The sequence below is a fragment of the Pseudidiomarina aestuarii genome (genome assembly GCF_048263735.1).
Classification (GTDB): domain Bacteria; phylum Pseudomonadota; class Gammaproteobacteria; order Enterobacterales; family Alteromonadaceae; genus Pseudidiomarina; species Pseudidiomarina aestuarii_B.
In genome coordinates this window covers 311,279-334,282 of sequence record NZ_JBLXDX010000002.1, presented here as the reverse complement: position 1 = coordinate 334,282, position 23,004 = coordinate 311,279, and the positions used below count along the sequence as shown (strand labels likewise).

Annotated in this window: 23 protein-coding genes and 1 other RNA gene; 16 read left to right on the top strand and 8 right to left on the bottom strand. The window is 48.4% G+C overall.

All coding sequences use genetic code 11. The features are described from left to right. Positions 1–80: 80 nt before the first annotated feature. On the bottom strand, positions 81–2,555 hold the full coding sequence (gene fadE, locus ACN0S4_RS06240) for an acyl-CoA dehydrogenase FadE (protein WP_417656849.1): 2,475 nt from the start codon (positions 2,553–2,555) through the stop codon (positions 81–83). A 282-nt stretch (positions 2,556–2,837) separates the two neighbouring features. Between fadE and ACN0S4_RS06235 the strand changes: the two genes are divergently transcribed. Continuing rightward, entirely contained in the window at positions 2,838–3,539 is a 702-nt protein-coding gene (locus ACN0S4_RS06235) for a DUF3108 domain-containing protein (RefSeq protein WP_417656848.1), read from the top strand. A gap of 76 nt (positions 3,540–3,615) precedes the next feature. Here the strand turns inward: ACN0S4_RS06235 and purN are convergent, their stop codons facing one another. After that, positions 3,616–4,263 carry a phosphoribosylglycinamide formyltransferase gene (gene purN, locus ACN0S4_RS06230; protein WP_417656847.1) on the bottom strand — a complete coding sequence of 216 codons (648 nt, stop codon included), beginning with the start codon at positions 4,261–4,263 and terminating at the stop codon, positions 3,616–3,618. Further along, complete coding sequence (purM, locus tag ACN0S4_RS06225) at positions 4,260–5,306, bottom strand: phosphoribosylformylglycinamidine cyclo-ligase (protein WP_417656846.1); 1,047 nt, start codon at positions 5,304–5,306, stop codon at positions 4,260–4,262. Before purM ends, purN begins: the two co-directional genes overlap by 4 nt. 197 nt (positions 5,307–5,503) lie before the next feature. On the opposite strand from purM, the gene ACN0S4_RS06220 reads away from it, so the two are divergent. The 8 genes from ACN0S4_RS06220 to ACN0S4_RS06185 all read left to right on the top strand — a co-directional run bounded on the left by ACN0S4_RS06220 (position 5,504) and on the right by ACN0S4_RS06185 (position 12,382). Continuing rightward, complete coding sequence (locus tag ACN0S4_RS06220) at positions 5,504–6,655, top strand: peptidase C39 family protein (RefSeq protein WP_417656845.1); 1,152 nt, start codon at positions 5,504–5,506, stop codon at positions 6,653–6,655. A 68-nt stretch (positions 6,656–6,723) separates the two neighbouring features. Beyond that, positions 6,724–7,797 (top strand): NADH:flavin oxidoreductase, encoded by a 1,074-nt coding sequence (locus ACN0S4_RS06215; RefSeq protein ID WP_417656844.1) that lies wholly within the window; start codon positions 6,724–6,726, stop codon positions 7,795–7,797. A gap of 116 nt (positions 7,798–7,913) precedes the next feature. After that, positions 7,914–8,273: a transfer-messenger RNA gene (gene ssrA / locus ACN0S4_RS06210) on the top strand. A gap of 56 nt (positions 8,274–8,329) precedes the next feature. Continuing rightward, positions 8,330–9,892 carry a replication endonuclease gene (locus tag ACN0S4_RS06205; protein WP_417656843.1) on the top strand — a complete coding sequence of 521 codons (1,563 nt, stop codon included), beginning with the start codon at positions 8,330–8,332 and terminating at the stop codon, positions 9,890–9,892. Positions 9,893–10,128: 236 nt separating this feature from the next. Continuing rightward, positions 10,129–10,383: a hypothetical protein gene (locus tag ACN0S4_RS06200; protein WP_417656842.1), complete on the top strand. Its 255-nt coding sequence runs from the start codon at positions 10,129–10,131 to the stop codon at positions 10,381–10,383. Positions 10,384–10,463: 80 nt separating this feature from the next. Next, positions 10,464–10,808 carry a hypothetical protein gene (locus tag ACN0S4_RS06195; RefSeq protein ID WP_417656841.1) on the top strand — a complete coding sequence of 115 codons (345 nt, stop codon included), beginning with the start codon at positions 10,464–10,466 and terminating at the stop codon, positions 10,806–10,808. A 178-nt stretch (positions 10,809–10,986) separates the two neighbouring features. Then, the gene (locus ACN0S4_RS06190; RefSeq protein WP_417656999.1) at positions 10,987–12,060 is read left to right on the top strand and encodes a tyrosine-type recombinase/integrase; all 1,074 of its coding nucleotides are present in this window, start codon (positions 10,987–10,989) and stop codon (positions 12,058–12,060) included. Between the two features lie 16 nt (positions 12,061–12,076). Next, the gene (locus tag ACN0S4_RS06185; RefSeq protein ID WP_417656840.1) at positions 12,077–12,382 is read left to right on the top strand and encodes a hypothetical protein; all 306 of its coding nucleotides are present in this window, start codon (positions 12,077–12,079) and stop codon (positions 12,380–12,382) included. A gap of 107 nt (positions 12,383–12,489) precedes the next feature. Here the strand turns inward: ACN0S4_RS06185 and ACN0S4_RS06180 are convergent, their stop codons facing one another. Together ACN0S4_RS06180 and ACN0S4_RS06175 are read right to left on the bottom strand one after the other, a co-directional pair. Then, a complete protein-coding gene (locus tag ACN0S4_RS06180) occupies positions 12,490–12,939 on the bottom strand; it encodes a GNAT family N-acetyltransferase (RefSeq protein WP_417656839.1) in 450 nt (149 codons plus the stop codon). A gap of 110 nt (positions 12,940–13,049) precedes the next feature. Then, positions 13,050–13,571, bottom strand: coding sequence for a hypothetical protein (locus ACN0S4_RS06175; protein WP_417656838.1), 522 nt, complete (start codon positions 13,569–13,571; stop codon positions 13,050–13,052). Positions 13,572–13,761: 190 nt separating this feature from the next. Between ACN0S4_RS06175 and ACN0S4_RS06170 the strand changes: the two genes are divergently transcribed. From ACN0S4_RS06170 to ACN0S4_RS06160, 3 genes are all read left to right on the top strand, one after another. After that, on the top strand, positions 13,762–14,346 hold the full coding sequence (locus ACN0S4_RS06170) for a hypothetical protein (RefSeq protein ID WP_417656837.1): 585 nt from the start codon (positions 13,762–13,764) through the stop codon (positions 14,344–14,346). Positions 14,347–14,456: 110 nt separating this feature from the next. After that, positions 14,457–15,359, top strand: coding sequence for a pepsin/retropepsin-like aspartic protease family protein (locus tag ACN0S4_RS06165; protein ID WP_417656836.1), 903 nt, complete (start codon positions 14,457–14,459; stop codon positions 15,357–15,359). Between the two features lie 13 nt (positions 15,360–15,372). Continuing rightward, positions 15,373–16,200, top strand: coding sequence for a hypothetical protein (locus ACN0S4_RS06160; RefSeq protein ID WP_417656835.1), 828 nt, complete (start codon positions 15,373–15,375; stop codon positions 16,198–16,200). Positions 16,201–16,212: 12 nt separating this feature from the next. Here ACN0S4_RS06160 and ACN0S4_RS06155 read toward each other — a convergent pair whose 3' ends face one another. Further along, a complete protein-coding gene (locus ACN0S4_RS06155; RefSeq protein ID WP_417656834.1) occupies positions 16,213–16,713 on the bottom strand; it encodes a GNAT family N-acetyltransferase in 501 nt (166 codons plus the stop codon). A gap of 127 nt (positions 16,714–16,840) precedes the next feature. Between ACN0S4_RS06155 and ACN0S4_RS06150 the strand changes: the two genes are divergently transcribed. Then, a complete protein-coding gene (locus tag ACN0S4_RS06150) occupies positions 16,841–18,235 on the top strand; it encodes a serine hydrolase domain-containing protein (RefSeq protein WP_417656833.1) in 1,395 nt (464 codons plus the stop codon). A gap of 33 nt (positions 18,236–18,268) precedes the next feature. Here ACN0S4_RS06150 and ACN0S4_RS06145 read toward each other — a convergent pair whose 3' ends face one another. Both ACN0S4_RS06145 and ACN0S4_RS06140 read right to left on the bottom strand, forming a co-directional pair. After that, positions 18,269–18,412 carry a DUF2256 domain-containing protein gene (locus ACN0S4_RS06145; protein ID WP_169929531.1) on the bottom strand — a complete coding sequence of 48 codons (144 nt, stop codon included), beginning with the start codon at positions 18,410–18,412 and terminating at the stop codon, positions 18,269–18,271. 20 nt (positions 18,413–18,432) lie between these two features. Continuing rightward, positions 18,433–19,173: a glutaredoxin family protein gene (locus tag ACN0S4_RS06140; protein WP_417656832.1), complete on the bottom strand. Its 741-nt coding sequence runs from the start codon at positions 19,171–19,173 to the stop codon at positions 18,433–18,435. A 64-nt stretch (positions 19,174–19,237) separates the two neighbouring features. On the opposite strand from ACN0S4_RS06140, the gene ACN0S4_RS06135 reads away from it, so the two are divergent. The 3 genes from ACN0S4_RS06135 (at position 19,238) to ACN0S4_RS06125 (ending at position 23,001) form a co-directional block, all read left to right on the top strand. After that, positions 19,238–19,657, top strand: coding sequence for a MerR family transcriptional regulator (locus tag ACN0S4_RS06135; protein WP_417656831.1), 420 nt, complete (start codon positions 19,238–19,240; stop codon positions 19,655–19,657). A 174-nt stretch (positions 19,658–19,831) separates the two neighbouring features. Then, a complete protein-coding gene (locus tag ACN0S4_RS06130; protein ID WP_417656830.1) occupies positions 19,832–21,748 on the top strand; it encodes a S8 family serine peptidase in 1,917 nt (638 codons plus the stop codon). A gap of 134 nt (positions 21,749–21,882) precedes the next feature. After that, positions 21,883–23,001: a methyltransferase gene (locus ACN0S4_RS06125; protein WP_417656829.1), complete on the top strand. Its 1,119-nt coding sequence runs from the start codon at positions 21,883–21,885 to the stop codon at positions 22,999–23,001. Positions 23,002–23,004 lie beyond the last annotated feature (3 nt).

Here is a 23,004-nt window from a genome sequence, read left to right as displayed (position 1 = left end):
GTTAGCGTGCAGGCGATTGTACACGAAAAAGGCCAGTCGTGTGACTGGCCTTTTCATCCGATTTAGACGGTTGCTGCAGACTACGCAGCGTTAGACTTTTTTGAGGCTTTGGCCTGTGCTTCGGCATTCTCGAGCGCCCATTCGTGCGCTGCTTTGCCTGCCATTAGGTCCTCAGTAGCGAAGTCATCAACATTGATAACGCGCAGACGACCTTCCTCGGTGCGTTTCAACAATGCGACATCGTCGTCATTCAGAACGCCCAACTCTTTGCCTTCTTCCGCAATCTTGTCGAGGAACATAAACGCCAAGCGTTTGTTCTGCGCTTTGCCAACTTTAGCGACCAACGCTTCAGCAGCAATCACATCACGTAAGGTCTGCTCTAAGTAACCAAACTGACCATCCGCTGATAAGAACTGACCTTCGCCTAAGCGGTCACGGCTGGCATTCGGTTGCAGTAAGATTTTCGCAACTTTGCGATCCAGTGAATCACTTGGACGCTTCACGAAGCGACCGAATGGATACATAACGACGCGCATGGTGCTACCGACGGCGCCAAAGTTATCCAATAACGATAACTGTGCTTCTTGCAGCTTGTACAAGCTGTCTTGCATTGCCCAATGCAGCAGTGGCAAGTCATCACGTTGACGGCCTTGGTCTTCAAAGCGTTTCAGCGTTGCTGATGCAATATAAAGATAGCTCAGCATGTCACCCAAGCGAGCAGAAATACGCTGCTTACGCTTCAGTTCACCGCCCAATACGCCCATAGCAACGTCAGACAACAACGCTAGGTTGGCACTGAAACGGTTCATTTGCTGGTAGTAGCGCTTGGTGCTGTCGCTAAATGGAGCTTTGCTGAAGCGATAACCGCCTAAACCCAACACCAACGAGCGGACAAAGTTACTGGCACCAAAACCGATGTGACCAAAAATAGCTTTGTCGAATCGTGCCAACGCTTCTGGACCATGCTCAGCAGACGCTAGCATTTCTTCTAGTACATACGGATGGCAGCGAATCGCACCTTGACCGTAGATCATGAGGTTACGAGTCAAGATGTTTGCACCTTCAACCGTAATCGCAATCGGCACACCTTGATAACCACGGCCTAAGTAGTTGTTTGGACCTAAGCAGATACCTTTACCACCATGAACATCCATGGCGTCGTCCATACAAGCACGTAACTTCTCGGTCAGGTGATATTTGGCGATAGCTGAGATAACCGACGGCTTCTCACCTAAATCAACGCCTTTGGTTGAGAAGGTGGTTACTGCATCCATCAGGTATGCGTTACCGGCTAAGCGAGCCAGAGCTTCCTGAACGCCTTCCATTTTACCAATCGGTAAGCGGAACTGACGACGAATGTATGAATATGCACCCGTTGCTAGAGCAATAGATTTCACGCCACCGGCACTGTTTGACGGCAGGGTAATAGCACGACCGACTGACAAACACTCAACCAGCATCCTCCAGCCTTTACCGGCCATCTTCTCGCCACCAATGATGTAGCTTAATGGTACGAATACATCTTTACCTTTAATCGGGCCATTCATGAACGGCACGTTCAATGGGAAGTGACGACGACCAATTTCTACGCCTTTGGTTTCGCGTGGAATGAGCGCAGCAGTAATACCGAGCTCTTCTTTGCTACCAATCAGGTGCTCAGGGTCATACAGTTTGAACGCTAAGCCCAATACAGTCGCAACTGGCGCTAACGTGATGTAACGCTTGTTGAAGTTTAAGCGGATACCGACAATTTCCTCACCGTTCCATTCACCTTTGCAAATGACACCGGTATCTGGAATAGAGCCCGCATCTGAACCTGCCTCAGGGCTGGTTAATGCGAAACATGGAATTTCGTCACCGTTGGCAAGGCGCGGCAGATAATGGTCTTTCTGCTCTTGCGTACCATAGTGCTGTAACAACTCGCCTGGGCCTAATGAGTTAGGTACCCCAACGGTTGACGCCAAAATAGTGCTGACACCTGCCAATTTCTGCAATACGCGTGATTGCGCGTAGGCAGAGAATTCCAAACCACCAAATTCTTTCTTGATGATCATGGCGAAGAATTTTTTATCTTTCAGGTACTGCCAGACTTCCGGCGACATATCAGCCAGCTCATGCGTGGCTTGCCAGTCGTCCATCATTTTACAGACTTCTTCACACGGGCCATCGAGGAACGCTTGCTCCTCAGCAGTCAATTCAGCTTTCTGAATGCTGTGCAGCTTGTTCCAGTCAGGCGCACCGCGGAACAGTTCACCTTCAAACCAAGTGGTACCGGCATCAATGGCATCTTTCTCAGTTTCTGAGATTTCTGGCATGACTTTGCGATACATACCGAGTAATTTTTTCGCGATAACACCGCGGCGAATCGGGGTGAAATTCAGCGGCACCAGCACGATGGCTAGCAGCACCCATAACACCACACCGACGATGTCGAAAAAGCTACCAACAGCAAAAATTCCCACGAGCGCTAAGCTGCTCACGAGTAATGATGCGCGGTAGTATAAACAGCCTCCTAGCACGGCTAGGGTGGCGATAATCCATAAGGCGACGCTCATAGCTTGGACTCCGTTATTCTGTTAGAGGTCTGACCAGTATTAGTTACGTTGAGAGTAGTCGTTTTGATCACTTTTTTCAAGTCAAATTTGAACAGGTGTTTGAATATTTCGCGACTGGCGATTGGCGCTTAGTTACTCGCAAAAGATCTTTAAACTTAGCGCGGAAGTTGTGGTCACAAGGTCAGTGAACAGTGAACAGTGAACAGTGAACAGGTTAGCGCGACGTCAGTGCTATTATCTATTCACGGTTCACATTTTACCAATGCTTAAGTGGAGAACGCGATGCGGGTTGGAATGGTAGCGATTGCTATGCTGATATCAACGGTTGCCGGGGTGGCAGTTGCGGACGTGACGCCATATAAGGCTAGTTACGCAGTTGAGCGTGGCGGTTCTCAATATGGAGAGGCCATGCGGGAGTTGATTCAGGCCGACGATGGCGTATTTGAGCTAGCCACCGAAACCGAAATCAGTTGGCTGTTCCTTTCTGACCGGCGCCGCTATTGGTCCAGCTTCAAGGTGGAAGATGGCGTGATTCGGCCGCTGACATTTGCGTTTAAGCGTAACGGAACCGGCAAAAACCGGAGTTTTGAAGGCTTATTTGACCGTGAAGGTGAAGCAGTCCGAGATTTAGAGTCGGGCGCCACACTCGCCATCGATTGGCGCGAAGACCTGCTCGATGAAGCGAGTTTGATCGAGCAACTGTCACACGACATGTTGGCACTTGAAGATGGCAAACAACAGACCTATCACACCGTCGATGAAAAGGGGCAAAAAGACCTGCAAGTGTTCCAGCGCGTCGGCACTGAAACCCTCCGTCTCCCTTACGGTGAAGTCGAAGCTGTAAAAGTATCCCGCATCCGTGAAAACTCCAATCGTGAAACCGACTTCTGGTTCGCTCCAGAACTCAACGGCGTGCTAGTCAAAATGCAGCAACGCGAAGACCGCGACGAAGTAGCCACACTGCTGCTCAGATCTTTTAAGTAAATAGTGAACAAGCTAGAGCGCAGATGGTGCGAGTGACCACTCGGTTCACTATTCACCTTTCACTATTTACTTTCAGTTAGTCGGCTGCGTAGCCGGCTGGCCCCAGCACTTCGTTATCCAATATCGCGCCTTTATCAGTCAACACCAGCCTTCCAGTGCAGAGCCATTGAATAACCAGCGGGTAGATCCGATGTTCTTGCTCGTGGACACGTTCTTGCAAGTCACTTACTTCATCGCCTTTAAAGACTGGAACCCGTGCTTGCAGAATGACGGGGCCGCCGTCGAGTTCGGCAGTGACAAAATGCACGCTGACGCCATGTTCGCGGTCGCCGGCAGCGAGAGCGCGCTCATGGGTTTTAATACCTTTGTATTTTGGCAGTAATGACGGATGGATATTCAGCATCCGACCCGCAAAGTGCTCGGTGATACCCGGCGTTAAAATCCGCATAAAGCCAGCAAGAATCACGTAATCAGGCTGGAACGAATCAATCACCATTTGCAGTTCAGCGTCGTAAGCTTCACGCGTATCAAAATCAGTATGTGGCAATACTGCGGTTGGAATACCTGCCTTTTCGGCGCGTTCCAAACCCTTCACACCAGGCTTGTTGCTGATCACGCCAACCACTTCACCGGCAATATAACCGTCTTCGCAGGCATCCATAATGGCTTGTAGGTTGGTCCCCGAGCCGCTGATGAGGACCACTAATTTGCGGCGTAACTTCAATTGATTTCTACCTGTGCAGACGTTTCAGAATCGCGCTCAGCAACTTGGCCAATTACCCAAGCATTCTCACCGTTGTCGCGTAAAATGCTGACCGCTTGTTCAGCTTGTGCGGCGGGTAGGGCAATGATTAGGCCTACACCACAGTTGAAGGTGCGATACATTTCTTTGGTGCTGACGTTGCCTTGTTCTTGCAACCAGCCAAAAATGGAAGGCCATTGCCAGCTGCTACCGTCAATCACGGCTTTAGCGTTGTCAGGCAATACGCGTGGGATGTTTTCCCAGAAGCCGCCACCAGTAATATGTGAAATAGCATGTGCTTCAACGCTTTCCAGCAGCTTCAGTACAGACTTCACGTAGATTTTGGTCGGTGCCAGCAGGTGTTCTGCCAATGGCTTGCCGTCCAGAGTTTCAGCCGCGACATCAGCGCCACTGACTTCAATAATTTTACGAATTAACGAGTAGCCGTTGGAATGCGGGCCGCTTGAACCCAGCGCAATCAAAGCATCGCCCGTAGCCACTTTGGTACCGTCGATAATATTGGCCTTTTCCACCACACCGACGCAGAAGCCTGCGATATCGTAATCGCCGTGCTCATACATACCCGGCATTTCAGCAGTTTCGCCGCCAATCAGCGCACAGCCGGCTTGCACACAGCCTTCACCGATACCAGTAACTACATCGGCAGCGACATCAACGTCGAGCTTGCCAGTGGCGTAGTAATCCAGGAAGAACAGTGGCTCCGCACCTTGCACAATCAGGTCATTCACGCACATGGCAACGAGGTCGATGCCGACGGTATCGTGCTTTTTCAGGTCAATGGCGAGGCGCAATTTCGTACCCACGCCGTCAGTACCGCTGACCAGCACAGGTTGCTTGTATTTAGTTGGTAATTCGCACAGTGCGCCGAAACCACCAATGTTGCCCATGACTTCCGGCCGTTTGGTGCGTTTGGTGACGCCTTTGATCCGTTCCACCAGGGCGTTACCAGCGTCGATATCGACTCCGGCGTCTTTGTAACTTAGGGAAGGTTTCTGGTCGCTCACCGATAGATCCTCAACGTGTCTAAAATTTAAAAGTCGTGCGAAAAATGTGCGCGCAAGTTTATCACTTTTGCTACAGCGGTGCGATATTTACGAGCCATACCACGCTATAATTATTTCTATTCGTGCATATGTTTTACGTTTTTTCTGCGTATAATTTGCGCACTTTTAGTCCGAACTCACTTGGATGGTTCAATTACATGTCTTTGGCTCCTGTTTCGACCCGTTTGAAAACGACGCGTCCGCAGCTCATGCGAGCTGCGCGAGAGCACTTGGATGCGCTCGAGCAAATTGAGCTGACAAGCTTTGTGACCGACCGCATCAGTCGTCGAAGTTTCCGTCGTTTTATCGACCAGTCGATTGGTGATTTTCAAGTGTTGTTGGTCGACGGTGAAGTAGTCGGCTATTACATGGTGTTGTATCGTCAGGCGACGCAATTGGCGCGGTTGTACTCGTTGGCGGTAGCGCCAGAGCATCGCCGCAAGGGGTATGGCACGCTGTTACTGGAAGCGGCGGAAGATGACGCCGATGACCGTCATTGCTTGTTTATGCGCCTCGAAGTCAAGACCGACAACCTTGCTGCGCAGGCCATGTACCACAAGGCGGATTACTACGACATGGAAATTCGTCCCGAATACTACGAGGACGACAGTGACGCTTTAGTGCTGCAAAAGCTGCTACCGCGTTACGAAATTCCTGAAGGTTCGAACGGTGATCAGCGACTGGTGCCGTATCGCACACAAACTACCGAGTTCACCTGTGGCCCGGCAAGCTTGCTGATGGCTATGGCTTATTTTGATATTCCTTCGGCCGATCCGCATCATGAAGAACTCGAGATTTGGCGTGAGTCGACCACCATTTTTATGACTTCCGGACACGGTGGTTGTGGACCGCATGGATTAGCCCGTGCTGCGCTGCGGCGAGGTTTGTCGGTAGAACTGCATGTGTCGGAAGAGGGGCCATTGCTGCTCGATTCAGTGCGAAGCAACGACAAGAAAATGATTATGGCGCGGGTGCAAGAAACCGATATCGCCGCACTCAAAGCGCAGAATATTCCGATTCATGTTGGCGAATACACGCTACAACAGCTGCTTGAAGACCTTAATCAAGGCAAGCTAGTGGTAGCGTTGATTAGTACCTATGTATTTGATGCCAGCAAAGCGCCGCATTGGGTGCTGCTGTGTGCCGCCGACGAAAACTACGTTTATATAAACGATCCCGACCAAGAAGATTATCCTTGGCAATCTCCCACAGAACGTCAGTACTTGCCGATACCGCTAGCCGTGTTTCGGCGGGCCTTTGGCTTCGGTAAACGTAAGCAAAAAGCGGCGATTGTTCTCAACCGACCGTGATCACTTCCCTTGAAATCAGCGTATTTGACCGCACATTAAGTCAATATTCTGATTGAAAGTGAGGGTTTATGTTTATAGATGTATCGAATCGCTTCACCGTGGCACCCATGACACGCACCAGCGCCGACGAACACGGCGTTCCTACTGCATTAATGGGCGATTATTACGAGCGCTTTGCCAAAGGTGGCTTCGGACTCATCATCACCGAGGGTGTGTACACCGATGATCGCGCCTCGCAAGGTTACGTGAACCAACCGGGCATGATTAATGCCGATCAAACCGACGCTTGGCAGCAAATTGTCGAACGTATTCACGCGCAAGGCTCTAAAGTCATTATGCAATTGATGCATGCTGGCACGCAGATGCAATACAACCGCTTTGTCGATGAGCCGATTGGTCCCAGTGCCGTGCAACCTAAGGGCGAGCCACTGAATCTCTACGGTGACGTGCCGGGCTGGTTGGAGCCGCGTGAAGCTACCGCCAGTGACCTCGAGCAAGCATTGAATGGCTTTGTTGCATCAGCACAACGCGCCAAAGAAGCTGGTTTCGACGGCGTCGAATTGCATGGTGCGAACGGCTATCTATTAAATGAATTTTTGAGCACGCACTTTAACCAGCGCGAAGACGACTTTGGCGGTTCGTTAGAGAAGCGTATTGCATACGTGGCGCAGGTTGTAAAGGCGGTGCGCGCTGCTGTTGGCTCTGACTTTGTGGTGGGTATCCGGATTAGCCAAATTACCGTCACCGACAACGAGTACCAATGGCCGGAAGGCGAGGAAGCGGCGGTGAAATTGGTCAAAGCGCTAGAAGCAGCAGGGGCTGATTTTATTCACACCACTGATACCTCGATTGACCGTAAGCCGTTTGCTTGCGGCAGTGAACGCACTCTCGCACAAGTGGTTGCGCATGAAAGCGAAGTAGGGCTAATTATCAATGGTGGCATTGATGAAACCAACTACGCTGATTACGCGGCAGCCTTCCCGAATGCGTTGCTGGCAATCGGCAAGAAAGCGCTCGCGAATCCAGACTTTCCAGAGCGTTTTCGAGACGACAAACCGCTAGCCGACTTAGATTTTCAAATGTTACTGCCCAAAGCTACGCTGGAGAACGAGTGGCAGTGGCGCAAGGACAACGGCCAATAGTTTTGACCGAGAGCCAAGATGGCTCTAGTAATGAACCCGCTTGATCGCGTATCATAGACGGGTACTTGAGTTTCGCACCCTTGACCACCATATCAAGGGTGCACTCGAAAGAATCTGGGGCTGATTTGGATTCGACGGGATACACGAAACCCAAGGTGCATGCCGAGGTGAGGCTGGCCTCGTAAAAAGCCTCAACTTAATAGTTGCAAACGACGACAACTACGCTTTAGCGGCTTAATAACCCGCTGAGTCCGACCCCTAGCGCTTTGTCTGTGAGACTAGGATCAGTCGGTTCACCCCAAAGCAGACTCGCGTGGAGGCTTCGCCCGTAGCCAAAGCGTTAAAACCAATCGGGATCGTCACCTTAAGTAGCCTGTCTGTCGGCGACTTGGTGATTAACTAAATGACAGACTAAGCATGTAGGACCGAGGATGTAGGTATTACGGACGCGGGTTCAACTCCCGCCAGCTCCACCAATACCAGAGTCAGCGCATCACGCGCTGGCTCTATTTTTCCAAGCAATAACAAGGCATTGCAGCTTTTTCGCCAAGTCGATGAAGTTCGTGCGAGTACCCTTGAATACCCCCGAAATAGCCAAAAAACACCCCCTTTAAGTACGCCTGACGCCAACTTTTCGGTGGCAAATACGTTGCTCAACCGTGTTTTGCGCGACTATGAAAACTTCGATATCAACAAAGCAGTTGCCCTACTTGAGAACATAAAATCGTTCTCTTGCATCGATGATCTCGACCTATTTGAACATTCAACCCACCATGCCTTTGCAAAACGTCAGGTCATTGAATGCCGTCGCTTACGAAGCGTATACCCATCGTTTATGGCAGTGCAGAAGTGTAATCAGATTTTTCAGAAATATAAGCTTGGAGAGCTTCAATTCACCGACGATGAAATTCTCAAACGACTGTGTGATGAACGATTCTGGCAACGTCGGTTACGAAACAAAAGTAATCAAGTTTTGGCTGAAACAGAGCGCGCTTTGCAACTGGTGAGTTCACGTCGTGGTCTTTACTGTGGTGATCGAACCTTCGACAGTTTTGAAGAGTCGCAGCGTAAAAGCCAAGAGTTTCTCGAACGTACAATGTTGGTAAGTGAGGACGGTGAAAGCGTAAGTCTGGCAGAAGTGAGCCAACATACCATAGCTAATCCCGATGTGCTGTTTGCTGAGTGGATGGTTCGTATAAAAGGCTTTGAGCAGATAGCCGACTATCAAGGTCATGTAGGGGTCATGGTAACGCTCAGCACCCCGTCGCGTATGCATCCGATACTGAAAGCTAGCGGCAAACCGAATCCAAAGTTTGACGGAACTTCACCAAAGCAAGCTAACGAATACCTTAACCACGTTTGGCAGCTTATTCGCGCGAAATTCTGTCGTTCAGAATTGACTCCTTACGGCATGCGCGTTGCTGAACCTAATCATGATGGCACACCACACTGGCATATTTTGCTTTTTGTTGAGCCTGACAAACTCAAACAGCTTAAGCGTATTGTAAAACGATACGCAATGCAGGATAGCCCCAATGAGAAAGGTGCAAGCAAGTACAGAACACACTTTGTTGATATCGACAAAGAACGAGGATCAGCAGCAGGTTATCTTGCGAAATACATTGCAAAGAACATAAATGGCATAAAGGGCGCAGACGAGGGCGACGCGGGAAGGCTGTCAGCCGCGCGTCGCACTCGCGCTTGGGCATCTGCTCATGGAATCCGCAAATTCGCTCAAATAGGTGGACCGAGCGTAACTGTATGGCGTGAATTGCGACGACTCAGTAAACCTATTCCTGACCATACATTAGAAAAATTAAGGTTGGCAGCAGACTCCGCCAATTGGGCAGCGTTTTGTCTAGCGATGGGCGGTATTGGTGGTATATCAAAGCGTGAAATACACCCTGTGTACTCAAAAAACTTTGAAGCTAATGAAGAGCATGAATACGCGAACTTAAATCAATATGGTGAACCTCGTCGGCCTCGTATCGTGGGACTACGAAACTCATTGTTTGGAGTACGCACGAGGTACAGGAAATGGTATTGGGAGCAGCGAATGTCGCCGCATAATAGCGATACACAAACAATGCATTAGAGCATCGGATTGCAGAAGATCTTGCTAAGCGAGAGGTGTAGCTGTTTCTGCTAAGTGCCCAAATGAGTGAATACGTGAAATTACAGGTGTAATTGAAGTTATCACCCAAGGTTTGGGTGAAAATTTAAACCAAGAGTGTTTTAAATTGAGCCGCTGAAGCGGTTCAGACGACCGCAGGTCGGGTGAATCGGTGAAGTGGCCTTGGACTTGTGTAAATAACTGTACGGAATAAAGACATGAAGCATCAATCGCTACTAATAGACGCTCAAAAGACAGAGTTTGACTTAGACGAAGCAACGGCATTGATTCATATGGTAATCCACCGCGCTGAGATTGCTAAACCTGATATCAAGGATATAGGTCTTATAGTTGGTGTATTAGCTATGAATGATGAGATTGAAGTCATCGTTAAGTTTCATGATGGAATCAAGCAGTTCACAAGGAAAGAGCTCATTGGTGAATATGTAGAAGAGCATTTTTCAGAAGAATAAGTTTAACATGAGGTTTGACAATGTTTGATGTGAGGTTATATAGTTAACCTGAAGTTAAACTTTGGATAAAGGCAAAACCTATGATTAATTTTTTAACTGATGAGCAAAATAAAAAACTGCAACGTTCAATTTCTGATTTTAACGGGCATGCCAGTACCCTCGAAACCGCAATTGGCGCTATTGTCTTCGGTCAACTTTATGGTTGGCGTGTCTTACGAATGGTTCACAGTGCTAACACATTGAAGAAGTATGAAGCAGCAATAGGCTTGTCGTACGAGGATATTTGTCCTGAAACCACGGAATTGAGTAAACGTAATATTGGCTTTCGTGCATCCCGAGCGATTGGAAAATATTGGGATATTGTCATGGGCCGCCATAAGATTGACGGAAAAGCAGAGTTAGACGATGGTGAGGTGCAGCGATGAATCAACCTCGTTGGGTTTTACTAGGTCACTTCTGTGAGCTCACAGGCTTTACCAAAAAGTCAGTATACGGATTAATTCGAAATGGTCGTTGGGTGATTGATAAACACTTTACGAAACGTAATCGCCGTTACTTTATTAATATCCTTGAGTTCGAACGTTGGGTTGAGAGGGGGTAACCATTAAAGCGTCTCAATACCCTGGTATCAGTGTTGGCAAACACTCTATACGAATGGAATTTCTATTCAACGGTAGACGTTGCCGTGAAACTGTTCGTGTTGAGCCAACCCCTGAAAATATAAGGCTGGTGAAGCAAAAGCGCGACCGTGTTCAAATGAAAATTGATTTTGGTGAATTCGACTATGCGGCTGAGTTTCCCGAGAGCAAACATGCATTCGAATTTTCCGATAACAAAGCGGCACTTCTGACCGTTGCTGAGATGTGCGAGAAGTGGTTTACCCAAAGTTATAAGAATTGGGCGTATAGCACACAAAAGGCAAACAGCGGACGGATGGATAATCACATTTTACCGAATTTTGGTCAGCTTCTCGTTTGTGACTTCAAGCCATCTCATTTTCGCGACTGGCAACGCAAAACCAAGCTAAACCCCAAAACAGCCAATGAAGTGCATAGCCTATTGAGCCAAGCGTTCGATTATTTGGTGTATGACGACATCATTGAGCGCAATCCAATGAAAAGCGTTAAACGGATGAGAACTGAGAGTGAAGAAGTTCAACCATTCAATGCTGACGAACGCGAGCGAATTCTGGCTGCTCTACCAGAGGGTTATGCTCGTGACTTTTACGAGTTCGCATTCTGGACAGGCTTAAGAACGGGTGAGCAAATTGGCTTACGATGGGAAAACGTTGATCTTGAACGTGGTGTCATCTTCATTCGTGAATCAATCGTTAAAGGGCGCAAGGCTGGCACTAAAACTGCTGGCAGCAATCGAACTCACGAATTGCATGAGAAAGCTTTGGCGGTTCTTAACCGATTACCTCACCGTACCGGCCATGTGTTTCTTGATCCGAACACTGGCAAGCGGTGGAAGTATGATGGTGTACCCCGAGAACGATATTGGCAACCTGCCATAAAACAGACTAAAGTCAGATACTTAAAACCTTATGCTTGCCGCCATACCTACGCATCTACGATGCTTACTAACGGTGAAAACCCAATGTGGGTTGCAAGTCAGTTAGGTCACAAAGATTGGGGAATGATTCGAAAAGTTTACGGCAGGTGGGTTGCTTCGTAGTTTAAAGGGATTATTTATGGATGAATTAGTGCGAGAATTGACTGGCGAGTTCGCGCCGTGGGTACAATTTATAATTTTGTACTTCGTGGTGATGGGGTTGTTAAATATACTAGCGAGTGGAATGGTAAAAATCTCAACAGAAATAGATATAGGATTTATTACTGCTATTTTTTTTATTCCTGTACTGGCGATAATGTTTAGCCCAATTTTATTTGGCCTATATTTCACCATTTATCATGTTGATGGATGGTGGAATCTTTTACTTTGGGCATATACTATTTTCACAATCATGTTTAACTTTACAAGTTTGAATGCAAAGTAACAATTCTTGTTTATTATGTATTGAAAAATAAGAGAAAAAAATGAGTTCAACTCCCGCCAGCTCCACCAAACATCAAAAGGCCGCTCTCACGAGCGGCCTTTTTTGTTTTACTCGCATTTGTCGCCTAAGGGTTTTGAAAATACGATTTTACGCTCTTCAGTATCAGCACCACCTTCTACGCAGACGATTTTGTATCCATTTGATATCAACATTTTCAACATGTGGGGATAGCGATTCATGGATTTAACTTTGATTTTCTTGAAGCCGGCTTCAATTGCCCAATGTTCTTGGTGCTTGAGCAATAGCGTGGCAATGCCGTGGTTTCGATGTGTGGGAATGACACCGCCTATCCAGCTATAGAACGTCTCATCACTTAGTTGATATCCGACCTTGTAGCCAACAATAGCGTCTTCTATTTTTGCTACTAGGATCAGATGATCGGCGCCGTCCAGCCGCGCTTTTAAACGCTCAAGAGTGGTTACTCGATCAAACTCGGGTATTTGAGCACCGATGGTTACAATGTCAGCTAATGTGCCAATTTTTATTTTTATATTCATATCGAAACAACGAACGAGTTCTTAGTATTCTAAGCAGTACTTTTGTAGTCAGAAGCTGAATATCATGGCACCTGACTATTAGAATCTATCGTCGAAAAGTAGAGAATTTTCTACTTCGCGGTCAATTCAATCGAGTATAACCAAGCGCCTCTCTTTACTTCACCTTCTTTGTCGAAAGAGACACGCACGCGGTCGTGCACTTTCACATTGTCGATCTGTTGATTGATGCGCTGTGGCTTGTCGGTATTAATGGCGATGTCATAGTCGTTTGAGGTTAGTTGAGGTTGTCCAACGCAATCGTCGATTTCACTTGGATCTATGAATCGAATGAGCTTGTGAAGAACATCACTATTGTCGATTACGCCATCCTTTTGGTCATCAAGAACAGTAAGTGCTTTATTTGGGCTTTTAGATTTCAGCAACACGTTGGGCGAGCCCTGAAGCGTCTGATAAAAGCATGTACCTAAGTTTCTCTCAAGATAGAAAACGGGGAGGTCTGGGAAGAGGAAATTGTGCACGCGCCCATCTGTATGCGATTCAAGCGAGACTTCGACGGTTGGTTTGAATCGTTCTATGTTTACTGTTTCGGAATAAGAGGTATCCAAAACGTAAAACATAGTCGTTGTTGTCAAAAATAAGCTCGTTAACACTATCGATTTACCCCTTCGTTTCTGGCATTGAGTTGGCACTCGCCAAGCCAGCGATTTGATTTGTTAGCGAAGCGTAACTGATTGTATATTTATTGCAACGAAATAGTTTCCACTTTTCAACAATTTTCGCTAGGGTAAGTCCAATGCAAATCGCTTTGATAAGGGACTACTTATGCGCAAATTTCTTCTACCACTATTGATTTCACTCGTTACTTTCAACGCCCAAGCTGCAGATGAAGCGGAAGCCTGTCTCACGCCGGACACGGATTATTTGGCGATGGAGTTTAATGCTTTTGACCAAACTCAGGAGCAAGGTTGGCGTGAAGTCGCTGACCGTGAAGGTTGTGAACTGGCGGCGGCTGATTTGATAAAAACGTATTACACTGAACATTCTGATTTAAGTGAGGGCAGGCTCGGTGTGTTGCGTTGGCATGAAGGGCAAATGCGTGCGGAAGCGGGGCAGTATGAGCAAGCGGTGGCGCTGTTTAATCAAACGTATAAGGACCCCGAGAACGACAGCTTTGGCTGGAACTACTACGTCACTGCAACCATTGCGTTTATCGAGAAAGACAAAGAGAAGTTACTCGAAGCACGCGAGCTACTGGCGGCGGTTGAAAAGCCATCCAGCCTGAATATGACTGACGCTGATGGGAATCCAGTGGAAATGAGATGGCCACCAAATTTACATATCGTGGATAACTACGTTGCATGCTTCGGTAAGACTTATCTCGAGGCCTACAGCACCCAGTGCGAGTAGCATTCGCGACATTTCAGGAATCTAACAATCTTTACTTTTTACTTCTCGCGCATTGCAAACTTTTAGGATAATCTCGGCAACAGGAATATAACAACGAATTAGGATGATTTGTGCGCAAATTACTTTTAGGTTTAGTGTTGCTGGCTTTGTTTGGTTCGAATGCGGTGTTAGCTCAGGCAACCAGCTGGGTTCCGTTTGAGCATAAGAATGGACATGTACGAATCAAGGTTGAAGTTGCGGGTATCGAGTCTTGGGCCATTATTGATTCGGGCTCCCAGTTAAACGGCATCAACATGGATTTTTTGGAGGAGCATGGCCTTGAGTTTAAAAGCCATTCGACGATTAAAGTCCAAGGTGTGTATGAGATCAAAGATCGCAATATTTTCAAAGATATCCCTACCAAAATTCTTGGGTTAGAGCTGAATATGGAGCTGGTCGGGATTGATTTCGGCAGCTCAGTGACCAGTTTGTTGATTGGTGCGCCTGTATTGAATCAGTTTGTAGTCCAGTTTGACTACCCAAATAGTCGCTTACGTTTTGCGAATCCGGGCACCTTTAACCTACGTGATATCAGTAATCTAGAGATGCGTGCTCAAGATGGCACGGGCAAGCCTCTGGTCAAAGTGAACTTGAATGGTGAAAGTGACCGTTGGTTCCTGCTCGATACGGGTAGCAGTGGTGGTTTGATGATGCCGCGCAATGTGGTTACTAGTCACGATTGGCTGGAAAAATACCCAATTGAAACCGGAATGTCGATGGGGGTAAATGGTATGGCGCCAGTTGAGACGTTCCGTATGCCCACCGTCGGCTTTGGTCCATTTGTCCTTGAGAACGTCAAAGTAACGCTGCCAGCCGAAGGCAGTCCGATTGAGTTTGGCGAAGGTTCTCGTGATTTGGGCACCCGCATGCGCGGCGTCCAAATCAGTGGCCTAGTGGGTTATGACCTGCTCAAGCACTTTGTACTGACTATCGATTATCGGAATGGTGAGGGACACATCTACGTCCCGAAATAATGGCAAGATATCTATGAATTACTGCAAAGGGTTGCTTCTCGCAACCCTATTTTTGTTCATGAGTACTGCGTCGAGCGAGGAACAGTCTGAGCTTGAACTTCCGGTTGGTATTTATGAGGGCATCTATACAAGGTTCTTTGACTACAAGACATTGATCATAGATAAGGATGGTAAACACCGATTGGTTACCAGCAATATGGCATCGGGCTTCCGATATACGCAATCCCGCTTTTTTGGACCTGATGACTTGGTTTGCTCGGCTGTTCGTTGTGTTATCACTTTACCCGCGGATGAGAAGGTCGAGTATGTTACTCAGGTAACACTAATTCCAGCTGCAGTTGGCTGGGATATTGTTGAATTACACAAGATCAAATCTAATGAAGAATTCAGCCTTCAATATAAATTACGGCAAAACAGTAAAACCCCTTTAGGTATTCAATTTGTGCAGCGAAACAAAGGTTTATATGAACCTGCGTCACCTAACAATGACAAGTCCAATGAGGTTGGGTCTGTTTATATTGGATATAGCGAGGGTGATATCGGGCCTCACCTTATTGCAATCGAATTTACTGGCGACAATAAGGCACGCTTACAGCAGTACATTGCAGATTTCGAATATAGTAATGAAGTGGAGTTGAGCGTAGAAAGGCTGGTTCATCCGACTAATGCTCTCATTTTGTCTGGTGACCATAGAATCCAAAACATTACATTTCATCTTTTCGAAATGCTCGAGCATTCAACATTTGAAGGCATGGAAGTAAAAACATTGCTCAAGCACGAAAAGGCCAGTGAGACCAAGCGTGTCGAATTAATCCGCGTCAATCCTCGCCTTCAAAATTAAAGAAGCTTTAGCTCACCTGACCAAATAGCGGCTGACGTGTTCCTCGCCGACGGTGATGGTGGAGTGGAGCAGGCCGCCGCAGGCTTCAATCATGCGCCGTGAAGGTTCATTGTCGGTGTGGCAGTGGATGTGCACGGTTTGCACTCCGAACTCGCGTGCCTTGTTTATGCTGCGTTGCATCAGTTCAATGCCTAAACCTTGTCCGCGGTAACGCGGGCGGATGCCAAGGCCAATGTGGCCGCCACAATGTTCTATTTTTGCGTTGAGGCGGTGCCGAATATTGGTGCAGCCGACAATATCATTTCCCGATACTAGCCAGAGTGTGGTGCTTTGCACAAAGCCTTCGGGGATGTCGATACCCAGCCGAAAGTTCTCAATGCGCTGCAAGAGTGCAGGGAAGTCGCTATGGTCAAAGTCGAGCGGGAACGGGTAGCGCTCTTCATCACCTAATTCGGTGATGTAGTCGATATAGCTTTGCTGCAAGTCAGCAGTGGGCAGAATCAGTTGGTACACGCAGTTACTTCTCCTCTTTTTCGCGCGATTCGTCTAAAACAACAGTGGCAAACACCTACAGTCCTTGTACCCTAGTTTGAACATCGAATCCACGTGAACCTAATCAAATAATTCAGGAGTGTCTGGCATGCATCGCATTCAACAGTTTTGCTTGACCGGTATGATGACCGCTTTAGCAGCGCTCACCGCTAGCCAAGCGCAAGCAGACGAGACCGAAACCACAGTCAACAGTTATGCGGCAGGGTATGTGGCCGGGTTTACCTGCAGTGCAGTGTTTAACGCGAACAAATCGGCGGAGCAAATTCGCGAGCATGAGCTGACGGGAATTTATTCTCTGATTGAGGAGCGAGTGAACACGCTACAGGCTGAAGTCGACTCAGAGCATCAATGGGTGCGGGTGAAGTATGATAACGGCGCTCGTGAGCGGATCTCGGTGTGGCGACCACGCTTGGGCTGTGTGGATCTGCCAGTTGGTGCAACGGTCAACGACGCGAAGCTAGTCAGTCGTCCATTTACCGAACAACCCACGGCTAAAGACAGTGGCGCGCCTTGGCAGCAACGCCACCCAATAAATACACCAACAGGTAATACTGAGTTAGACCAAGTCATTGCACAGGCTTTTAGTAAGCATTACGGATCTGGTGCGCGAACTTCAGCGGTGCTAATTGCAACACCCGAGAGCATTCTTGCGGAGCATTACATTGATGGTTTCACACCTGAAACCTCGCAACGCACGTGGTCGGTAGCCAAGAGCATTGCTGCCAGCATTGTTGGGGCAGCGGTATACCAACGCGAGCTAGATGTGAAGGCGCCGGCAACGATTGCGAATTGGCAGTCACCACTGGATCCGCGCGGCGACATTACCTTAGAACATTTATTACACATGGCCTCAGGGCTCGATAGCAATGCCGCAGGAAATCGCACCGACCGAGTGTATATGGGCGGCGGCCGCGTAGCCGATACTGCTACTGCAACAGCATTGGAAGTAGAGCCAGGTAGTCGTTGGAAATACGCCAATAATGACACCATGCTGGTGATGCGAGCGGTGCGCGAAACCTTCGAAGATCCGCAAGACTATCTAAAGTTCCCGTATGAGGCGTTGCTCGACAAAATTGGCATGCAACACACGTTCTTAGAATCGGACTGGAATGATGATTTTATCTTGTCATCACAAGTCTGGACGACTGCGCGTGACCTCGCGCGCTTGGGCGTTTTGCACTTGAATAACGGTGAGTGGCAGGGCGAGCGTTTGTTGCCAGCGAATTGGCTTGAGTACATCAGTACGCCTGCTCCAGCGCAACCGAATGAGGGTGCGCCCGGCTATGGTGCACAGTGGTGGTTGTATAACGAACGTTTCCCAGAGCTGCCGAATGACACTATTGCGGCGCGCGGGAACCGTGGTCAGTTTCTGGTGGTGATCCCGAGCAAGAACCTAGTGGTGGTGCGCCGCGGCTATGACATTGCGGGCGAGCCTGGCTTTAGCGAGCATGATTTCGTGCGTGATATTCTTGCAGCACTCTAGGTGGCACTAAAGGCCGCACTGAAATAACACCAGCTAAGACGTTGCCGTCTGCTTATTGCGACGGCAACGCTCCGAACAATACACCACCTCATCCCAGCATTTTTCCCACTTCTTACGCCAGTTAAACGGACGTTGGCATACCGGACAAACTTTGCTGGGCAGGTGTTGCTTCTTCATTCATAAGCCTTTTTGAAAGTTTACATTCCGTGGGCGAAAAGCATCCACACGGCCATGGCCATCATCATCAAGTTCTCAGTGAGTGAGACGAAACCCAAGGGTACATTGCTTGAACCACCCACACAGGCACACTTTAACTCACGTTTGTCTATGTAGACCGCTTTGAACACCGATACGGCGCCAATAGTACCGATAAACAAGGCAACCGGTATCGATATCACGTTCAGAATGCCACCAACCATCAGAATACCGGCTAATCCCTCTGCAAACGGATAAACATAACCGTAACGCACCCATCGTTTCGCCAGCAGATCATAGTTCAAGAACATGGTGGAAAAGCTTTCCACATTCTGTAGTTTCAATAGCGATAACACTACCATCGACAAGGCAATAAACCACTCAACCGTTTGAATAGTCAGTGCATTGCCATAGATCGAAAAACTCAGCACCAATGACGTCAACGCAGTCATGGAAAACAGGGCAATGACCGGCTGATAGCTTGTTTTGTTGGGATCGCGAACCGACTTGCCTAAATGCTTGCGAACCGCTTCATAACCACCAATACGTTCACCATCAATAAAAGTTTGTGGTGTTGTCTTCACATCATGCTTTTCTTTAAAGGCATCAATTTCTTCGCGTGAGGTGAGATGATGATCCTCAACCTCAAACCCTTCGCGCTTCAATAAATCCACAGTTTTTAAGCCATACGGACAGGTATGGTGCTCAGTCATCATGCGGTAAATCACTGCTTTTTTACTCATAACACATCTCCTTCGTAGTAGAAGACTCTTGTTGGAGTCGAGTGACTAGCTTAAACTGCGTACCATGGTACAGAATCAAGACCTAAATTTCACCATTAGCAAACTGGCTGCCCACTGTGGCGTCGGTGTCGAAACGGTGCGCTTCTATCAGCGTAATGAGTTGTTGGAAGTCCCGCAAGTTCAACAAGGTGCAACGCGTCGTTATGGTCAAGCGCATGTTGAGCGTCTCCATTTTATTCGTAAAGCACAGTTAGCTGGTTTTACACTGCGAGAAATCAAACAACTGATTGCGCTCGATAGCACGGACGAACGCGCACAAGTGCTTGCTTTGGCTCGTGAAAGACTGCACGACATTGAACGCAAGATCATTGATTTACACGACGCGAGAGACGCGCTTAGCCAACTCGTAAACGCCTGTCAAACCGGTCACGCCGGACCTTGTCCTATCATTGAATCCTTCGAAACATCATCTTCAAAAAAATAAAGTTGTATAAAAAATAGTGAGTTACTATTAACAAAGTAAATTAACACGATCTTTACTTGTTGATCTGACAACAGGCTGCTAAGTTTTGTTACAGATGGATGAAATTTAGCCTGCACAAGGGACTGTGGTTAGCGGGTGCCAATAATAAGAACACATCAACAAGGTCAAATAATAATGAATAAATCCAAAGTGCTGTTGACCACCTTGGTCGCAGGAAGCATTTCTGCTGCTCTCGCGCAGCAACCCGCTGATAACTCGCAGTTATTAACTCCCGTCAAAGCCGATCAGATTGTCGAATCTCGATACATCATCAAATTTAAAGATGCACCGGGCCTTGCCGTCGCCGCAGCGAATGGTAAACGCGAACTAAATGTTCAAGCTGCTGAACGTGCGGTACAAGCTGTCGGTGGCCAGATGAAGTTGGCTATGCGCGGTAATATGGCTGTTGCCGCGGTACTTGATAAAGCGCAACTGAAACGCTTGTCTAAAAATCCAAATGTGGAATATGTCGAAGTTGACCATCCACGTCGCCTAATGGCGCAAACGCAACCTTATGGCATTAGCATGGTGCAAGCGGACCAAGTCAGTGATGCTGCCGCATCTGCGGGAGCAGGCGGTAAAAAGATTTGTGTGATCGACTCGGGTCTAGAAATGCCACATGAAGACATGGGGTCGTTTGGCGGCACCATTAACGGTACGAACAATTCAGGTACGGGTAATTGGTACGATCAAGGTGGACCGCATGGTACGCACGTAGCCGGCACCATTGCTGCTATCAATAACTCCACGGGTGTGCGTGGTGTCATTGGTAGTAATCCAAGTATGCATATCGTCAAAGTATTTAATGCCAGTGGTTGGGGGTACACCTCTTCACTGGTAGCAGCCATTGAAGTCTGTGCGAACAACGGTTCTGACGTTGTTAATATGAGTTTAGGTGGCGGCGGCGCCTCACAAACTGAAGCAAATGCAATGCAACAGCTCGCAAATAGCGGCGTGCTACTGATTGCTGCCGCGGGTAATGATGGTAGCCCGAACCGCTCAACCGATGCGCTGTCATATCCTGCGTCTTATAACGCGGTAGTGTCAGTAGCAGCAGTCGATAGCAATAAGAACCTCGCAGGCTTCTCACAGAAGAACTCACAGGTAGAAATTGCAGCTCCTGGTGTTAATGTCTTGTCGACATACCCGACAGGCACAGGTTCTGGCGGTGGCAACTATGGCAACATGAGCGGAACCTCCATGGCATCGCCACACGTCGCAGGTGTGGCTGCACTGGTGTGGTCGAATTACCCAAGCTGTTCAGCTTCGCAGATTCGTAATGCCTTGAATGCGTCTGCGCAGGACCTTGGTGCATCGGGTCGCGATGTCGCTTATGGCTTCGGCTTGGTACAAGCGAAAGATGCAATGGATTACCTAGCAGCCAATGGTTGCGGAGGTGGTGGCTCGCAACCACCAAGTAATTCAGAATTAAGCAACGGCGTCGCGAAGAGTAACTTGTCTGGCGGCACGGGTAGCACTAGCTACTTCACGTTGGAAGTGCCTGCCGGCGCATCGGATTTGAACTTTTCGATGGCGGGTGGCAGCGGTGATGCGGACTTGTATGTACGTTATGGCTCACAACCCACTACATCAACCTACGACTGCCGTCCATACCTCGGTGGCAACAATGAGTCGTGTGACATTAGTTCGGTTCAGGCAGGTACTTACCATGTCATGATCCGTGGTTATTCCAGCTACTCTGGTGTAAGCCTCACAGGTTCATATAATGAGCCAACCAGCGGTGGCAGCGGCGGTTCGGCTACAGCCAATGACCTATCAGGTGCGAGCGGCAGTTTCACGCATTACTACGTGGATATTCCAGCGGGTATGACCTCATTGGATGTTGATTTGTCCGGTGGTACAGGTGATGCAGACTTGTATGTTCGCTATAACTCGCAGCCAACCACAAGCTCGTACAACTGTCGTCCATTCCTTCAAGGGAATAATGAATCCTGCAGTATCTCGGATCCACAAGAGGGTCGCTGGTATGTCAGCATTCGAGGTTACAGTGCGTACTCAGGTGCCGATCTTTTTGTTGAGTGGCAACCGTAAACGGTCTATATCTCAACTCCCTGTGTGAAGCGGCCTTCGGGCCGCTTTTTTTATGTCCTCATCACGAGAAAACACTTCGATTCTGCAGAATTCGAGTATAATCCGCCGCTCCATAATCACACTCGATACCATGCATGCCAGCCGCATCTGCTTTTAAACTTCGCCAGTACGTTGAAACACTGTCTGCTTTACAGCACGTGTGGCGTCTGCCTGCATTTGCGCAGCAGCAGTGGCCATGGGCAGATGACCAGTCGACATTACTTCAACGCAATCAGCAACGATTAGCAGCACTTCCGGACATCGTGACGAGCCTGCCAGAACCTGCCAGTCCACCAGTACCATTCTGGTTAACAGCAGGCATCGGCGGTCGTAAGCTGGAGCAAATTCAAGCCTTTGTTGGACAGATACCACTGAGCCAAGTGCCGCTATTAGAATGGTGCTCCGGTAAAGGGCATTTAGGCAAGTTACTCAGCTTTCAGCAGCAACGTTCGGTCACCAGTTTAGAATGGAATGCAGAACTCTGTGCTGCAGGCCGACTGGCTGCACAGCAACACCAACTCCCACAGACTTTTATTCATGGAGATGCGCTTGCTGCCGCAGGGTTTGCTGCAGTTCAAAGCCATGCGCAAGTCATGGCTCTGCATGCCTGTGGCCAGTTGCACATGCAATTACTGAAGTCTGCTACAGCAACCGGAGCGGACGCGATTTATGTGGTTCCTTGCTGCTATCAACTGATTTCTGACGAACACTATCAGCCGCTATCTGCCGCAATGCGTTCTCATGATTTTCCACTCACGCGTCGCGAGCTAAAGTTTATTGTTCAAGAGCAAGTGACGGGCGGCCAGCGAATCGAAAAGCTTCGCCACACCGAAGTACTCTGGCGGTTGGCTTATCAAATTTGGCGGGAACAACAAACCGGTAGCCGCGAGTATCAACCGCTGCGCTCCGTTGCGAAGCATTACTTCAGTGGAACGTTTAGCGAGTTTGCAAAATGGGCTGCAGCGCAACAAGGGTTGCAGTATGAAGCGAAAAACGAAGGAAAAATACTTAGCGCCGCGTCAGAACGCAAGCAGCTGGTGGATGCTATCGAACGCGTGCAAGCGCCACTCAAGCGACCTCTAGAGTGCCTCTTAATACTGGATCGAGTCTGTTTTCTCGAAGAGCAGGGTTACCATGTCGACGTCATCGAATTCTGTAACTATGACATGACACCTCGAAATTTCCTGCTACGAGCACACAGGCAGACAGCTTAGCCG

Bases quoted from the DNA above. Each gene is read 5' to 3' on its own strand.
- ACN0S4_RS06140 (WP_417656832.1), bottom strand. From the start codon at position 19,173: ATGAGTAAAAAAGCAGTGATTTACCGCATGATGACTGAGCACCATACC.
- ACN0S4_RS06160 (WP_417656835.1), top strand. From the start codon at position 15,373: ATGAATTACTGCAAAGGGTTGCTTCTCGCAACCCTATTTTTGTTCATG.
- fadE (WP_417656849.1), bottom strand. From the start codon at position 2,555: ATGAGCGTCGCCTTATGGATTATCGCCACCCTAGCCGTGCTAGGAGGC.
- ACN0S4_RS06180 (WP_417656839.1), bottom strand. From the start codon at position 12,939: ATGAATATAAAAATAAAAATTGGCACATTAGCTGACATTGTAACCATC.
- ACN0S4_RS06135 (WP_417656831.1), top strand. From the start codon at position 19,238: ATGGTACAGAATCAAGACCTAAATTTCACCATTAGCAAACTGGCTGCC.
- ACN0S4_RS06150 (WP_417656833.1), top strand. From the start codon at position 16,841: ATGCATCGCATTCAACAGTTTTGCTTGACCGGTATGATGACCGCTTTA.
- ACN0S4_RS06200 (WP_417656842.1), top strand. From the start codon at position 10,129: ATGAAGCATCAATCGCTACTAATAGACGCTCAAAAGACAGAGTTTGAC.
- ACN0S4_RS06235 (WP_417656848.1), top strand. From the start codon at position 2,838: ATGCGGGTTGGAATGGTAGCGATTGCTATGCTGATATCAACGGTTGCC.
- ACN0S4_RS06130 (WP_417656830.1), top strand. From the start codon at position 19,832: ATGAATAAATCCAAAGTGCTGTTGACCACCTTGGTCGCAGGAAGCATT.
- ACN0S4_RS06220 (WP_417656845.1), top strand. From the start codon at position 5,504: ATGTCTTTGGCTCCTGTTTCGACCCGTTTGAAAACGACGCGTCCGCAG.
- ACN0S4_RS06185 (WP_417656840.1), top strand. From the start codon at position 12,077: ATGGATGAATTAGTGCGAGAATTGACTGGCGAGTTCGCGCCGTGGGTA.
- ACN0S4_RS06195 (WP_417656841.1), top strand. From the start codon at position 10,464: ATGATTAATTTTTTAACTGATGAGCAAAATAAAAAACTGCAACGTTCA.
- ACN0S4_RS06215 (WP_417656844.1), top strand. From the start codon at position 6,724: ATGTTTATAGATGTATCGAATCGCTTCACCGTGGCACCCATGACACGC.
- ACN0S4_RS06170 (WP_417656837.1), top strand. From the start codon at position 13,762: ATGCGCAAATTTCTTCTACCACTATTGATTTCACTCGTTACTTTCAAC.
- ACN0S4_RS06125 (WP_417656829.1), top strand. From the start codon at position 21,883: ATGCCAGCCGCATCTGCTTTTAAACTTCGCCAGTACGTTGAAACACTG.
- ACN0S4_RS06145 (WP_169929531.1), bottom strand. From the start codon at position 18,412: ATGAAGAAGCAACACCTGCCCAGCAAAGTTTGTCCGGTATGCCAACGT.